Consider the following 13,850-nt stretch of genomic DNA (forward strand, 5'->3'; position numbering starts at 1 on the left):
GCGCGACCCGTAGGATCCGTTGGGTGGGGTGAGAGTTCCGAGACAGCCCCATCCAGCAGTCGGCAGAGACAAGGAAGACACCCGTGAGCGACGTCCGCAACGTGATCATCATCGGCTCCGGGCCCGCGGGCTATACGGCAGCGCTCTACACCGCCCGCGCGTCCCTGAAGCCGCTGGTCTTCGAAGGTGCTGTCACCGCCGGAGGCGCGCTGATGAACACCACCGACGTGGAGAACTTCCCCGGTTTCCGCGAGGGCATCATGGGTCCCGACCTGATGGACAACATGCGCGCCCAGGCCGAGCGCTTCGGCGCCGAGCTTGTACCGGACGACATCGTCTCGGTCGACCTCTCCGAAGAGATCAAGACCGTCACGGACACCGCGGGAACGGTTCACCGCGCCAGGACCGTCATCGTCACCACCGGCTCGCAGCACCGCAAGCTCGGTCTGCCCCGCGAGGACGAGCTGTCCGGCCGCGGCGTGTCCTGGTGCGCCACGTGCGACGGGTTCTTCTTCAAGGACCAGGACATCGCCGTCATCGGTGGTGGCGACACCGCGATGGAGGAGGCGACCTTCCTCTCGCGCTTCGCCAAGTCCGTCACGATCGTCCACCGCCGTGACACCCTGCGCGCGAGCAAGGCGATGCAGGAGCGTGCCTTCGCCGACCCGAAGATCAAGTTCGTGTGGGACAGCGAGGTCGCGGCGATCCAGGGCGAGAACAAGCTCTCCGGCCTGACGCTTCGCAACCTCAAGACCGGCGAGACCAGCGAGCTTCCGGTGACCGGCCTGTTCATCGCGATCGGCCACGACCCGCGCACCGAGCTGTTCAAGGGCCAGCTGAACCTGGACGACGACGGCTACCTCATGGTCGAGGCGCCCAGCACTCGCACCAACCTGGAGGGCGTCTTCGCAGCAGGTGACGTCGTCGACCACACCTACCGCCAGGCGATCACCGCGGCCGGCACCGGCTGCTCCGCCGCCCTCGACGCCGAGCGGTTCCTCGCCGCGCTGACGGACAGCGAGTCCGCCGAGCCGGAGAAGACTCCCACGGTCTGATCCCGGACCTCCCCAGCCTTTAACCACCACCAGTAAGGAGATTGCCATGGCCGGCGCCACGGTGACCGTGACGGACGACAACTTCGAAGAGGTCGTCCTCAAGAGCGACAAGCCCGTACTCGTCGACTTCTGGGCCACCTGGTGCGGCCCGTGCCGCCAGGTCGCCCCGTCCTTGGAGGCCATTGCCGCCGAGCACGACGAGATCGTCATCGCGAAGCTGAACACCGACGAGAACCCGGCGACCACGGCCAAGTACGGCGTCATGTCAATTCCGACCATGAACGTCTACCAGGGCGGCGAGGTCGTGAAGACCATCGTGGGTGCCAAGCCGAAGGCCGCGATCGAGCGGGACCTGTCGGACTACCTCGCCTGAGTCACGCATCACGTTTCACGGGAAACGGGCCCGCCCCTTCGAGGGGCGGGCCCGTTTCTCCGTTCCGTCGCACCACGCTCTAAAGCGGTCGGAGAGCAGGTTCCTTCTGGACGGCCCCCAGCAAGCGGTCGAGTGCCAGCTCCACGTCTTCCTTCCACGAGATGGTCGCTCTCAGCTCCAGCCGGAGCCGTGGGAACCGCGGATGGGGCCGTACGGTCTTGAAGCCGACCGCCAGCAGGTGATCGGCGGGCAGCACGCAGGCCGGCTCGGTCCACCGAGCGTCCCCGAACGCCTCGATGGCCTTGAAGCCCCGCTGAATGAGGTCCTTGGCGACGGTCTGCACCATGACCCGGCCGAGCCCCTGGCCCTGGTACTCAGGCAGCAGCGACGCGGTGAGCAGTTGCACCGCGTCCGGAGACACCGGGCTGGTGGGGAAGGCCGTGGACCGCGGCACATAGGCCGGAGGGGCGTACATCACGAAGCCCGCCGGCGCATCGTCGACGTAGACGACACGTCCGCAGGACCCCCACTCCAACAGCACCGCCGAGATCCAAGCTTCCTTTTCCAGCTCGGGTCGGCCCGCCTTTACTGCGGCTTCGCCGCTGACGGGGTCGAGCTCCCAAAAGACGCAGGAGCGGCAGCGCTTTGGGAGATCCGGAAGGTTGTCCAGCGTGAGCGGTACGAGTCGACGGCCCATGAAGCCAGGTCCTCACTTCCCTCGCCCGCCGCACCTCGAAGCATCGTCAGCGACCCCTGCTCTCTGAGCAGACCGCCGACAAAACCTCCCACCGCTGCGAGGCCGAAACCTACGGCCAACAGTCCGGTGCGGCTCACCGATCGCATGGCCTCTCCTCGATCTGAGGTATTTCTCCGTGGATGGGCGCCATACCCGATCGCATCGTATCCACCCTTTACGGGCACCGGTACCGCCAGAGAGCAAAGGGCGGGCCGTGTTCCGGTATGGACTCCGGATCATGGCCCGCCCTCACGCTGCAAGCGGTCAGCTCACGCCTCTTCGTCGCTCTCCTCGGCCAGCGACTTCCCCAGCACACGTCCCTCGCCGGGAGCGAGGGTGCCGAGGATGCGCTCCAGATCGTCTATCGAGGCGAACTCGACGACGATCTTTCCCTTCTTCTGGCCCAGGTCCACCTTCACCCGGGTCTCGAAACGATCCGAGAGGCGGGAGGCCAAACCGGTGAGAGCGGGCGACACGCGGTTGCCCGCGCGGGGCCCCTTCGCCTTGCCGGCGCTCTTGGGGCTCGACCCCATCAGCGTCACGATCTCCTCGACCGAGCGCACCGACAGCCCCTCCGCCACGATGCGGCGCGCGAGGTGATCCTGCTCCTCCGGGTCGTCCACCGACAGCAGCGCACGCGCGTGCCCCGCGGAGAGCACGCCCGCAGCGAGGCGCGACTGAACGGACGGGGAGAGCTTCAGCAGACGCAAGGTGTTGGAGACCTGCGGGCGAGACCGCCCGATGCGGTCGGCCAGCTCGTCATGCGTGCACTTGAAGTCCCTCAACAGCTGGTCGTAGGCGGCCGCCTCTTCCAGAGGGTTGAGCTGGGCCCGGTGGAGGTTCTCCAGGAGTGCATCGAGCAGCAGCTTTTCGTCGTCCGTGGCGCGGACGATGGCGGGGATCTTCTCCAGGCCGGCCTCACGGCAGGCCCGCCAGCGACGCTCGCCCATGATGAGCTCATAGCGCTCCGGTGCGGTCTGACGGACCACCACCGGCTGGAGCAGGCCCACCTCCTGGATGGAGGTGACCAGTTCCGCGAGAGCATCTTCGTCGAAGACCTCACGCGGCTGTCGTGGGTTCGGCGTGATCGCGTCGAGGGGCACCTCGGCGAAATGCGCGCCGGCGACCTCCGTCGCCGTCTCGCTCGTCGTCCCCGGCTCCGGCGGCTCCTCCGTTTCACGGGAAACACCGTGCGGCGGAAGCCCGGCGACCTTCGCCGCTGCGACTCCCCGCTCCGGCGACAACACCGGTACGGCCGTCGGTGACGTCGCCCCCCGGCCCACCGCAGGCCCGGCCTGGTCCGTGCTCTGTGGTGCCGCAGGGATCAGCGCACCGAGCCCACGGCCCAGTCCTCTACGTCGTTCGCTCACTGATTCCCCTCCGACATGCTGTGCTGTGCTTCGTAGTTGACGCTGAGACCTTGGCCCCCGGTCTGGGGAGCCCCGCGCATCGCGATCTCTCGGGCCGCTTCGAGGTACGAGAGCGATCCGCTGGATCCCGGGTCGTAGGTGAGCACCGTCTGCCCGTAGCTCGGCGCCTCCGAGATGCGCACGGAGCGGGGGATGCTCGTACGGAGCACCTCGTTACCGAAGTGGCTGCGCACTTCATCGGCGACCTGGGAGGCCAGCCGGGTGCGCCCGTCGTACATGGTGAGCAGGATGGTCGAGACGTGAAGCTTGGGGTTGAGATGGCCCCGCACAAGGTCCACATTTCGCAGCAGCTGTCCCAGCCCCTCCAGCGCGTAGTACTCGCACTGAATCGGGATGAGGACCTCGGCGCCCGCGACCAATGCATTCACGGTCAGCAGGCCCAGCGAGGGCGGGCAGTCGATGAGGATGTAGTCCAGAGGCTGTTCATACGCCTTGATGGCACGATCCAGCCGACTCTCGCGTGCCACCAGCGAGACCAGCTCGATCTCGGCGCCGGCCAGGTCGATCGTGGCGGGCGCACAGAACAGCCCCTCCACATCGACCACCGGCTGCACCACGTCCGAGAGCGGCTTGCTCTCCACCAGGACGTCGTAGATGGACGGCACCTCGGCGTGGTGGTCGATCCCCAACGCTGTCGACGCATTGCCCTGGGGGTCGAGGTCGATCACCAGAACCCGTGCGCCGTGCAGGGCGAGGGAGGCCGCCAGGTTCACCGTGGTCGTGGTCTTCCCGACCCCGCCCTTCTGGTTGGCCACCACCATGACCCGGGTCTGCTCGGGTCGTGGCAGCCCCTCGCCCGCGCGGCCGAGTGCCTCCACCGCCAGCTGAGCGGCACGACCGATCGGGGTGTCGTCCATCGGGGGCGGCGTTTCACGTGAAACGTCGTCCCCGAACGACTCGCTACGGGGACCGGGGACCGGATCGGTCATCGGTCCCGCGATGTTGGCGTCGGACCGCACGGATTCACTCTCCTCGACATCAGGCTCGCAATGTGCAGAGCCTGCCATGCTTTCGGTGTCGTGAACCAGTGAGGTCCGTTCTCCTGTGGATGAATCCACTTCTGTGGATACTTCCCTGACCCTCGTGGGCTTATGGCCACGCGGCGCGGCAGCCGCCCGACCACGACTGATAATCCCTTGCAGCAGAGAACGACGTTTCACGTGAAACACGATGACAGCGTCGCGCCCGATTAAGCCGCGACACTCCGTCTTATGCCGTTTTGATGGCTTTTAGATAATTCATCACTCACGCCGATCGACGGACGCCACACCCATCACCACGCCGCCTGCCAGCACATTTCCGGCATTCGAGCCTCAGCGGCGGCGACCCCGCGACGCACGGCTGGCTCGCGCGGCCTTCGCCCGCTTGGCGGCAAAGCGCACACCGCCCGGGCTCTCGCCCACCTCGACGCGCACGACCGTCGACGGCGGATCCACGATGCCCTCACCGACGTGTACCACCGACGTCTCCACCACACCGAGCTTGCTGAGGGCCGCTCGCGCCCCCTTGAGCTCTTCCTCGGCGGCGTCGCCCTTGAGCGCCAGCATCTCGCCGTAGGGGCGCAGCAGGGGAACACCCCAGCCGGCGAGACGGTCGAGCGGAGCGACGGCCCGTGCGGTCACCACATGCACCTGCGGAAGCTTGCCCATGACCTCTTCCGCCCGCCCCCGGACCACCGTCACGTGGTCCAGCCCGAGCAGCTCGACAACCTCCTGCAGGAAGTTGGTCCGCCGCAGCAAGGGCTCCAGGAGCATGATCTTGAGGTCCGGTCGCACCAGCGCCAGCGGAATGCCGGGCAGCCCGGCTCCTGAGCCCACATCACAGACCGAGACGCCCTCGGGCACCACCTCGGAGAGGACCGCGCAGTTCAGCAGGTGCCGCTCCCACAGCCGGGGCACCTCACGCGGGCCGATGAGCCCCCGCCTCACCCCCGCGTCCGCGAGCAGCTCGCCGTACCGCACGGCCTCCGCAAAGCGTTCTCCGAATACCTCCTGCGCCGCCTTCGGCGCGGGAGGGAGCTCCGCTGCTGCCTCCGTCACGGGAACCGCCCCTTCCACTGGACTGCTATTGCTGCCGGGAGCCCGGGTTACGCCCCGGGATAACACAGAACGCTGACAAGATTTGGCCCCGCCTGCGAGCAGACGGGGCCAAAAGACAATCTGGAGCGCTGAGAGGTCAGGCCGGGAGGACGACCACTCGGCGCTGCGGCTCCTCGCCCTCGGACTCGCTGCGCAGTCCGGCCGCCGCCACGGCGTCGTGGACCACCTTGCGCTCGAAGGGCGTCATCGGGTCGAGCTTCACCGGCTCGCCGGTGCCCTTGGCTTCCTCGGCGGCCTTCGCGCCGATCTCCGCCAGCTCCTCACGCTTGCGCGCCCGGAAGCCTCCGATGTCCAGCATCAGACGGCTGCGGTCACCGGTCTCGCGGTGCACGGCGAGCCGGGTCAGCTCCTGCAGCGCCTCGAGCACCTCGCCATCGTGGCCCACCAGCTTCTGCAGGTCACGGCTGGTCGAGTCGCTGATGATCGACACAGCGGCTCGGTCGGCCTCGACATCCATGTCGATGTCGCCGTCAAGATCGGCGATGTCCAGCAGACCCTCGAGGTAGTCGGCCGCGATCTCGCCTTCCTGCTCCAGGCGAGTCAGGGTGTCGGTGCCCTTGGTGGCAGGGGTCGTGTCCGTCACGAAAGGACTCCTCTTACTTCTTGGACGGGTGCTTGGGGCGCTGCTGGCCCTTGCCGGACTTGGTGTTGCGGGAGCCGGAGGAGGAGCCGCCCTTCGCGGAGCTGCCGCCCTTGGACTCGCCGTCCTGCGCGGTGCTGTCCTGCGGGGCCTTCTTCTCCAGCGACTGCTTCTTCGTGGCACCCGATCCCGACGCACCGGCACGCGTACGGCCCGGCGCACCGGCACCCGACGCGCCCGCGCCGGCGGTGTGCTGGCGCTTGGACTTCGGCTGGCGCTTGGGCTGCTGGCGGTTCTGACGCGCCTCCTCGACGGCCTTCTTCGCCTCGACCTCGGCCGGGTCCTCGACCAGCTTGCCCTTGGCACGCAGGCGCTCCTGGCGCTCGGTGAAGGCCTTGCTGCCGGGGGTGGGGTTACGGCGGATGACGAACATCTGCTGGCCCATGGTCCACACGTTGGTGGTCAGCCAGTAGACGAGGACACCGACGGGGAAGTTGATACCGAAGACGGCGAACATGACGGGGAAGACGTACATCAGCATCTTCTGCTGCTGCATGAACGGCGTCTTCACCGTGAGGTCGACGTTCTTCGTCATCAGCTGGCGCTGCGTGTAGAACTGCGAGGCCGACATCAGAACGATCATGATGATCGTGACGACCCGGACGTCGACCAGCGAGGCACCCAGGCTCTGGATCTTCTCCGCGCTGTCCAGGAACTTCGCGGCCAGCGGTGCGCCGAAGATGTGTGCCTTCTGCGCGCTCTCCAGCAGCGGCTGGTCGATGACGCCGACGGTCTTGTTCTGGGCGATGTGGTTCAGGACCTGGTACAGGGAGATGAAGAACGGCGACTGCGCCAAGATCGGAAGACAGCTCGAGAGCGGGTTGGTGCCCGTCTCCTTGTAGAGCTTCATCATCTCTTCGGACTGGCGCTGCTTATCGCTCTTGTACCGCTCCTGGATCGCCTTCATCTTCGGCTGGAGCGCCTGCATGTTCCGCGTCGCCTTGATCTGCTTCACGAAGAGCGGGATCAGGCAGATACGGATCAGTACCACCAGCGAGACGATGGACAGACCCCACGCCGCGCCACTGTCCTTGTCAAAGATGAGGCTGTAGAACGAGTGGAACTGGACGATGATCCAGGAAACAGCGATATAGAGGGGACCGAGGATCGTGTCCACGAATCAGGCTCCTTGGGCGTTGGGCTGAGTCTCGGGCTGGGCGACAGGCTCAGGGACGGTGGGCCCGCCCAGGCGGCTCCTCAGCCGCTGATGCCAAACCGGACGCTTCCGGGGAGGGACGTGGTCGACGCCACCGAGCGACCACGGGTTGCACCGCAGGATGCGCCAGGCTGTCAGCGCAGTCCCTTTCACCGCGCCGTGCCGGTCGATGGCGGTGTAGCCATAGTGCGAGCACGACGGGTAGTACTTGCAGACCGGGCCCAGCAGGGGGCTGATGGTCCACTGATACAGCTTGATCAAAAGCAGCAGCGGGTACTTCACTGTGCACTCCCTCCCGGGTCCCGACCGGGGTTCCGGGGGGCGTCCCCCGGGGGATTGCAGCCTCTCGGCACCCCTCCCGGCAGCCGCTGAAGGGCGGCGTCCAGGTCGCGGGCCAGCTGTTCGTGGTCCGCCTCACCCGCGCCGGGCAGGGCCCGTACGACAACCAGGCTACCGGCGGGAAGCCGGTCCAGCCGGTCGCGCATGAGGTGACGCAGCCTGCGCTTGACCTTGTTGCGGACGACGGCAATGCCAACGGCCTTGCTCACGACGAAACCCGCACGCGTCGGGGGAACACGTTCCCCCGCTGCGTGCGGGTCCGTTGAACCGCTACGAAAATGAACGACAAGGAGCGGGCGCCCGGCCCTGCGTCCCCGGCGTACCGCGGTCGCAAAGTCCTCGCGCCGCCTCAGCCGATGTTCGGTAGGCAGCACGTCATGGACCTAGGGTCAGGCTGCTCAGGCCGACAGGCGGGCGCGACCCTTGCCACGGCGGGTCGCCAGGATGGCGCGACCGGCGCGGGTCCGCATGCGCAGACGGAAGCCGTGGGTCTTCGCGCGGCGGCGGTTGTTCGGCTGGAAGGTGCGCTTGCTCACTCGGGGGCTCCAGGAATGCTTGTTGTCTCGGGAGAGACAGATGTGGGGCGTCGACTGGCTGTCACCGTGCGCCCACGAGTAGCTCGCAACGCCTAAGTGCACCGCTACACGATCACTAGAGCGCGATCTTTGCCCATCGGAGGCAGGCGGCAGCAGCCATCGACAACTCGACCTGTGCACGGTACGCGCGGCTGCGCCATCCGGTCAAACCGGCTCGGGACAGCCTCCAACCCGCTCTTGTCAGGACACACTATGCACAGCCTGTGGACAACAACTTGAATCCCCAGGCCCGGCCTGACTACCGTGGCCGAACTCCGATTCCTTCCCGCCCGTCCTGAGAATCACACATTCGCGGGACTGTGAGAGAGCGTGCCCTGTGGCTGATGTTCCTGCCGATCTTGCCGCAGTGTGGCCGCGCGTCCTCGACCACCTCCTGCGAGCGGAGGCCGACGGCCTCAAGCCGAAGGACCAGGACTGGCTCAAGCGCACTCAGCCGCTGGCGCTGGTCGCCGACACCGCGCTGCTCGCCGTACCCAACGAATTCGCCAAGGGCGTGCTCGAAGGCCGGCTGGCGCCGCTGATCGGCGAGGCCCTCAGCCACGAGTGCGGTCGGCCGATCCGGATCGCGATCACCGTGGACGACTCCGCCGAGGAGTCGCCGGCGCAGTCCGGGTCCGCCGCGCCTCAGCAGCACCAGCAGCCGCAGCACCAGTCCCAGCAGCACCCACAGCATCAGCAGCAACATCAGTCGCAGCAGCAACACGATGCGTACGACGGCTATGACGGCCGGCACGACAACCGGCACGACAACCGCCAGGGATACGGACGTCAGGGCGACGATCTGCCCAGCGTCCGGCCCGCCTACCCGGATTACCAGCAGCACCAGCCCCGCCACGAGCCCGGATCCTGGCCGCAGCACTCCTCCGGCATGGGCGGCGGCGGTCCTCGCGACGACTACGGCTGGCAGCAGCAGCGGCTGGGCGGATTCCCCGAGCGCGACCCCTATGCCTCGCCGCCCCCCTCGCACATACAGCACCAGCAGCACCAGTCGCAGAACGACTACCGCTCGCAGGGCCCCGACCGCTCCGGGCCGCCGCAGCACTCCGACGGGCGCTCCCCTTATGACCAACCGCGCCGCGACCTCTCCGAGCACCAGGGCCACAACGGGCGCTCCGGCGGCCCGGGGTCCGGTCTCCCGGCTCCCAGCGGTGCGCCCAGTCCGCTCGCCGCGCAGCCCGCGCCCGCGACCGGTCCCGGTGAGCCGACGGCCCGGCTGAATCCGAAATACCTCTTCGACACCTTCGTCATCGGTGCCTCGAACCGCTTCGCGCACGCCGCCGCGGTCGCCGTCGCCGAGGCGCCGGCGAAGGCGTACAACCCGCTGTTCATCTACGGCGAGTCCGGCCTGGGCAAGACGCACCTGCTGCACGCGATCGGGCACTACGCGCGGAGCCTGTATCCGGGCACCCGGGTGCGGTACGTGAGCTCGGAGGAGTTCACCAACGAGTTCATCAACTCCATCCGCGACGGCAAGGCGGACGCGTTCCGCAAGCGCTACCGCGACATGGACATCCTGCTCGTCGACGACATCCAGTTCCTGGCCAGCAAGGAGTCGACGCAGGAGGAGTTCTTCCACACCTTCAACACGCTGCACAACGCGAACAAGCAGATCGTGCTCTCCAGTGACCGGCCGCCCAAGCAGCTGGTCACCCTGGAGGACCGGCTGCGCAACCGCTTCGAGTGGGGTCTGATCACGGACGTCCAGCCGCCCGAGCTGGAGACCCGGATCGCGATCCTCCGCAAGAAGGCGGTGCAGGAGCAGCTGAACGCTCCCCCCGAGGTGCTGGAGTTCATCGCCTCGCGGATCTCGCGCAACATCCGCGAGCTGGAGGGGGCGCTGATCCGGGTCACGGCGTTCGCGTCGCTCAACCGGCAGCCGGTGGACCTGGGCCTCACCGAGATCGTGCTGAAGGACCTGATCCCCGGGGGTGAGGACGCCGCCCCGGAGATCACCGCGACCGCGATCATGGCGGCGACGGCCGACTACTTCGGGCTGACCGTCGACGACCTGTGCGGCTCCTCCCGCAGCCGGGTCCTGGTGACGGCCCGGCAGATCGCGATGTATCTGTGCCGCGAGCTGACGGATCTCTCGCTGCCGAAGATCGGCGCGCAGTTCGGCGGCCGCGACCACACGACCGTGATGCACGCCGACCGCAAGATCCGCGCGTTGATGGCGGAGCGGCGCTCCATCTACAACCAGGTCACCGAGCTCACCAACCGCATCAAGAACGGCTGAGGCGGGCCGGGACCACCGCCGGCCGGACCGGCGCGCCCAGGGGCGCTCAGGGACTCGTTCCCGGGGCGCCCTTCGTCGTACGGGCCTGTGCGTCGGCGTACCGAAGCGGCCCACGGGACGGTGCAAGGGGCGTCCTGGGCACCTCTGCGACCGTCCCGCCGGCTCCCGTCGGCGTCCCGAACCTGTGGAGGCGCAGCGCCGCTGTTCGATTCCGGGCGGGGTCACGGCCTCCCTCCACAGATTGGGCGAGAATCTTCCGTCCACATCCTGGGGAGAGGAAAGTTATCCCTGTGGGATCCACAGGCGGGTGTCCTGACGGGGCATCGGGCAAGGTCAGCAGGGTGTGGATTTGTGGTCAACGATGATCCACAGGCTGTGGACGAAAGATCCGTCCACAGGGGGAGGTTCGGCTTGTCCACCGGCCGCCCACAGGCAGGGCGGTGTTGTCCCCAGCTTCTCCACACCCCTGTCCACTGTTCGGCAACACAACACCCTCCCTCACCGGGCCGAGTGAAAGCGGTCACACCAAGGTGGTGGGTTGGGCTGTGGGGAACGTGGGTAAACCTGGGGACGGCACTGGGGAGAAGTACCCCTCGCCTGTGCATCGGGTGTGCAGAACTTTCGGCGGTCCACAGAACCGCCCGCTTATCCACGACCGCCACCCACAGGGCCGGTGGACAAAAAATCCGTGTTGACCTGCGCAAAAGCAGTTGTCCACGGTTTCCACAGCCCCTACTACTACGACCACGGATATCTACCGGGGAACTCGCTTCGAAACGGGGCCTGTGCACAAGTTGGCCAGGGAGCGCCCCGGACCGGTCGAGTCGACTTGACCCCGAGCCGCACCGACTGTCGGCGGCGTACGTCAGACTGGTCTCCGGCAACTCAGCCGACGACGAAAGCCAGCAGGGCGAGAGCCAGCAACAGCAGGAGGCGGTTTCCGGTGAAGATCCGGGTGGAGCGCGATGTACTCGCGGAGGCGGTGGCCTGGGCGGCCAAGAGCCTCCCGGCCCGTCCGCCGGTGCCCGTCCTCGCGGGCCTGCTGCTGAAGGCGGAGGAAGGCACCCTGAGCCTGTCGGGCTTCGACTACGAGGTCTCGGCGCGGGTCTCGGTGGACGCCGAGGTCGATGAGGACGGCACCGTCCTCGTCTCCGGCCGGCTGCTCGCCGACATCTGCCGCGCCCTCCCCAACCGCCCGGTGGAGATTTCCACCGACGGTGTACGCGTGACCGTCGTCTGCGGCTCCTCCCGGTTCACCCTCCACACCCTGCCGGTGGAGGAGTACCCGACCCTGCCGACGATGCCCACCGCCACCGGCACCGTGCCCGGTGAGGTCTTCGCCGCGGCCGCCGCCCAGGTGGCCATCGCCGCCGGCCGTGACGACACCCTGCCGGTGCTCACCGGTGTGCGGATCGAGATCGAGGGCGACACCGTCACCCTCGCCTCCACCGACCGCTACCGCTTCGCCGTCCGCGAGTTCCTGTGGAAGCCGGAGAACGCCGACGCCTCCGCGGTCGCGCTGGTGCCCGCCAAGACCCTGCTGGACACCGCGAAGTCGCTGAGCAGCGGCGACACCGTGACGCTGGCGCTGTCCGGCTCCGGTGCCGGTGAGGGGCTGATCGGTTTCGAGGGCGCCGGACGGCGGACGACGACGCGTCTGCTGGAAGGCGACCTGCCGAAGTACCGCACCCTCTTCCCGACCGAGTTCAACTCGATCGCCGTGATCGAGACCGCCCCGTTCGTCGAGGCCGTCAAGCGTGTGGCCCTGGTGGCCGAGCGGAACACCCCGGTGCGGCTGAGCTTCGAGCAGGGTGTGCTCATCCTGGAGGCCGGCTCCAGCGACGATGCACAGGCTGTGGAGCGGGTGGACGCGGAGCTGGACGGCGACGACATCTCCATCGCGTTCAACCCGGGCTTCCTCCTGGAGGGCCTGTCGGCCATCGATTCCCCGGTGGCCCAGCTGTCCTTCACCACGTCCACCAAGCCCGCGCTGCTGAGCGGCCGGCCCGCCAAGGACGCCGAGGCGGACGACGCGTACAAGTACCTGATCATGCCGGTGCGACTGTCCGGCTGAACCGGCTGACGGGGAGTGCCGGGCGGCGCCGCGGAGCCCTTGGGGCGACTGGCTGAACGGGCTTCTGATGAGCGGCTGAGCCCACAGGTGTGCACGCACCTGCGGGCGTAGGCTCGGACCGGGTACGAACAGCAACGACTACGTGCAAAGAGGGTCTTTGATGGAGCTCGGTCTCGTCGGTCTCGGCAAGATGGGCGGCAACATGCGCGAGCGCATCCGCCGCGCAGGCCACACCGTCATCGGATACGACCGCAACCCGGACCTGGCCGATGTGGACAGCCTCCAGAAGCTTGTGGAAAAGCTCAAGGGTCCGCGAGTGGTCTGGGTCATGGTGCCGGCCGGTGCCGCCACCCAGGCCACGATCGACGAGCTGGCGGAGCTGCTCTCGCCGGGCGACATCGTCGTGGACGGCGGCAACTCCCGCTGGACCGACGACGAGAAGCACGCCGAGGAGCTCAAGGCCAAGGGCATCGGCTTCGTCGACTGCGGTGTCTCCGGCGGTGTCTGGGGCCTGGAGAACGGCTACGCGCTGATGTACGGCGGCGACACGGACGACGTCGCCAAGGTGCAGCCGATCTTCGACGCCCTCAAGCCCGAGGGCGAGTTCGGCTCGGTGCACGCGGGCAAGGTCGGCGCGGGCCACTTCGCGAAGATGGTCCACAACGGCATCGAGTACGCGATGATGCAGGCCTACGCCGAGGGCTGGGAGCTGCTGGAGAAGGTCGACTCCGTCACGGACGTGCGCGAGGTCTTCCGCTCCTGGCAGGAGGGCACGGTCATCCGCTCCTGGCTGCTCGACCTCGCCGTCAACGCGCTGGACGACGACGAGCACCTGGAGAAGCTGCGCGGGTTCGCCGCCGACTCCGGTGAGGGCCGCTGGACGGTCGAGGCCGCGATCGACAACGCCGTCCCGCTGCCGGCGATCACCGCCTCGCTCTTCGCCCGCTTCGCGTCCCGTCAGGACGACTCCCCGCAGATGAAGATGATCGCCGCGCTGCGCAACCAGTTCGGCGGCCACGCGGTCGAGAACAAGAAGTAGCAGCTCGTTCCACGCAGCAGAGCAGTACGCAGCAAGCAGCACAGAGCAGTTCAGCAGCCGCGGGAGGTCGGCGGGTA

13 protein-coding genes and 1 pseudogene are annotated in these 13,850 nt (G+C 67.7%); 5 read left to right on the forward strand and 9 right to left on the reverse strand.

Annotated features, from left to right (window positions below; genetic code table 11):
* Positions 1–83: 83 nt before the first annotated feature.
* Positions 84–1,055, forward strand: coding sequence for a thioredoxin-disulfide reductase (gene trxB, locus QOM21_RS18185; protein ID WP_407551400.1), 972 nt, complete (start codon positions 84–86; stop codon positions 1,053–1,055).
* A gap of 46 nt (positions 1,056–1,101) precedes the next feature.
* Positions 1,102–1,428, forward strand: coding sequence for a thioredoxin (trxA, locus tag QOM21_RS18190; protein WP_030075727.1), 327 nt, complete (start codon positions 1,102–1,104; stop codon positions 1,426–1,428).
* A 79-nt stretch (positions 1,429–1,507) separates the two neighbouring features.
* On the opposite strand, the gene QOM21_RS18195 is transcribed toward trxA, so the two are convergent.
* The 9 genes and pseudogenes from QOM21_RS18195 to rpmH all read right to left on the reverse strand — a co-directional run bounded on the left by QOM21_RS18195 (position 1,508) and on the right by rpmH (position 8,364).
* The gene (locus tag QOM21_RS18195) at positions 1,508–2,125 is read right to left on the reverse strand and encodes a GNAT family N-acetyltransferase (RefSeq protein WP_407551402.1); all 618 of its coding nucleotides are present in this window, start codon (positions 2,123–2,125) and stop codon (positions 1,508–1,510) included.
* A 308-nt stretch (positions 2,126–2,433) separates the two neighbouring features.
* Positions 2,434–3,534 carry a ParB/RepB/Spo0J family partition protein gene (locus QOM21_RS18200; RefSeq protein WP_407551404.1) on the reverse strand — a complete coding sequence of 367 codons (1,101 nt, stop codon included), beginning with the start codon at positions 3,532–3,534 and terminating at the stop codon, positions 2,434–2,436.
* Positions 3,531–4,601 carry an AAA family ATPase gene (locus tag QOM21_RS18205; RefSeq protein ID WP_407551405.1) on the reverse strand — a complete coding sequence of 357 codons (1,071 nt, stop codon included), beginning with the start codon at positions 4,599–4,601 and terminating at the stop codon, positions 3,531–3,533. Before QOM21_RS18205 ends, QOM21_RS18200 begins: the two co-directional genes overlap by 4 nt.
* A gap of 306 nt (positions 4,602–4,907) precedes the next feature.
* Positions 4,908–5,633: a 16S rRNA (guanine(527)-N(7))-methyltransferase RsmG gene (gene rsmG, locus QOM21_RS18210; RefSeq protein ID WP_407551406.1), complete on the reverse strand. Its 726-nt coding sequence runs from the start codon at positions 5,631–5,633 to the stop codon at positions 4,908–4,910.
* A gap of 136 nt (positions 5,634–5,769) precedes the next feature.
* Positions 5,770–6,276: a protein jag gene (locus tag QOM21_RS18215; protein ID WP_407551408.1), complete on the reverse strand. Its 507-nt coding sequence runs from the start codon at positions 6,274–6,276 to the stop codon at positions 5,770–5,772.
* Positions 6,277–6,289: 13 nt separating this feature from the next.
* Complete coding sequence (yidC, locus tag QOM21_RS18220) at positions 6,290–7,450, reverse strand: membrane protein insertase YidC (RefSeq protein ID WP_407551409.1); 1,161 nt, start codon at positions 7,448–7,450, stop codon at positions 6,290–6,292.
* A gap of 3 nt (positions 7,451–7,453) precedes the next feature.
* Positions 7,454–7,771 (reverse strand): membrane protein insertion efficiency factor YidD, encoded by a 318-nt coding sequence (yidD, locus tag QOM21_RS18225; RefSeq protein WP_393893043.1) that lies wholly within the window; start codon positions 7,769–7,771, stop codon positions 7,454–7,456.
* A gap of 62 nt (positions 7,772–7,833) precedes the next feature.
* A pseudogene (gene rnpA / locus QOM21_RS18230) lies at positions 7,834–8,202 on the reverse strand (ribonuclease P protein component); the annotation flags it as partial.
* 24 nt (positions 8,203–8,226) lie between these two features.
* Positions 8,227–8,364 (reverse strand): 50S ribosomal protein L34, encoded by a 138-nt coding sequence (gene rpmH / locus QOM21_RS18235; RefSeq protein WP_030354375.1) that lies wholly within the window; start codon positions 8,362–8,364, stop codon positions 8,227–8,229.
* 376 nt (positions 8,365–8,740) lie between these two features.
* Between rpmH and dnaA the strand changes: the two genes are divergently transcribed.
* From dnaA to gnd, 3 genes are all read left to right on the forward strand, one after another.
* Positions 8,741–10,660: a chromosomal replication initiator protein DnaA gene (gene dnaA / locus QOM21_RS18240; RefSeq protein WP_407551411.1), complete on the forward strand. Its 1,920-nt coding sequence runs from the start codon at positions 8,741–8,743 to the stop codon at positions 10,658–10,660.
* 943 nt (positions 10,661–11,603) lie between these two features.
* Positions 11,604–12,734 (forward strand): DNA polymerase III subunit beta, encoded by a 1,131-nt coding sequence (dnaN, locus tag QOM21_RS18245; protein WP_393893045.1) that lies wholly within the window; start codon positions 11,604–11,606, stop codon positions 12,732–12,734.
* 160 nt (positions 12,735–12,894) lie between these two features.
* Positions 12,895–13,773, forward strand: coding sequence for a phosphogluconate dehydrogenase (NAD(+)-dependent, decarboxylating) (gene gnd, locus QOM21_RS18250; RefSeq protein WP_407551413.1), 879 nt, complete (start codon positions 12,895–12,897; stop codon positions 13,771–13,773).
* Positions 13,774–13,850: the final 77 nt, after the last annotated feature.

The sequence above is a fragment of the Streptomyces sp. Pv4-95 genome, from assembly GCF_045782725.1.
Classification (GTDB): Bacteria; Actinomycetota; Actinomycetes; order Streptomycetales; family Streptomycetaceae; genus Streptomyces.

Excerpts from the sequence above, each read along its gene's own strand:
- trxA (WP_030075727.1), top strand. The coding sequence starts at position 1,102 with ATGGCCGGCGCCACGGTGACCGTGACGGACGACAACTTCGAAGAGGTC.
- gnd (WP_407551413.1), top strand. The coding sequence starts at position 12,895 with ATGGAGCTCGGTCTCGTCGGTCTCGGCAAGATGGGCGGCAACATGCGC.
- QOM21_RS18205 (WP_407551405.1), bottom strand. The coding sequence starts at position 4,601 with ATGGCAGGCTCTGCACATTGCGAGCCTGATGTCGAGGAGAGTGAATCC.
- QOM21_RS18195 (WP_407551402.1), bottom strand. The coding sequence starts at position 2,125 with ATGGGCCGTCGACTCGTACCGCTCACGCTGGACAACCTTCCGGATCTC.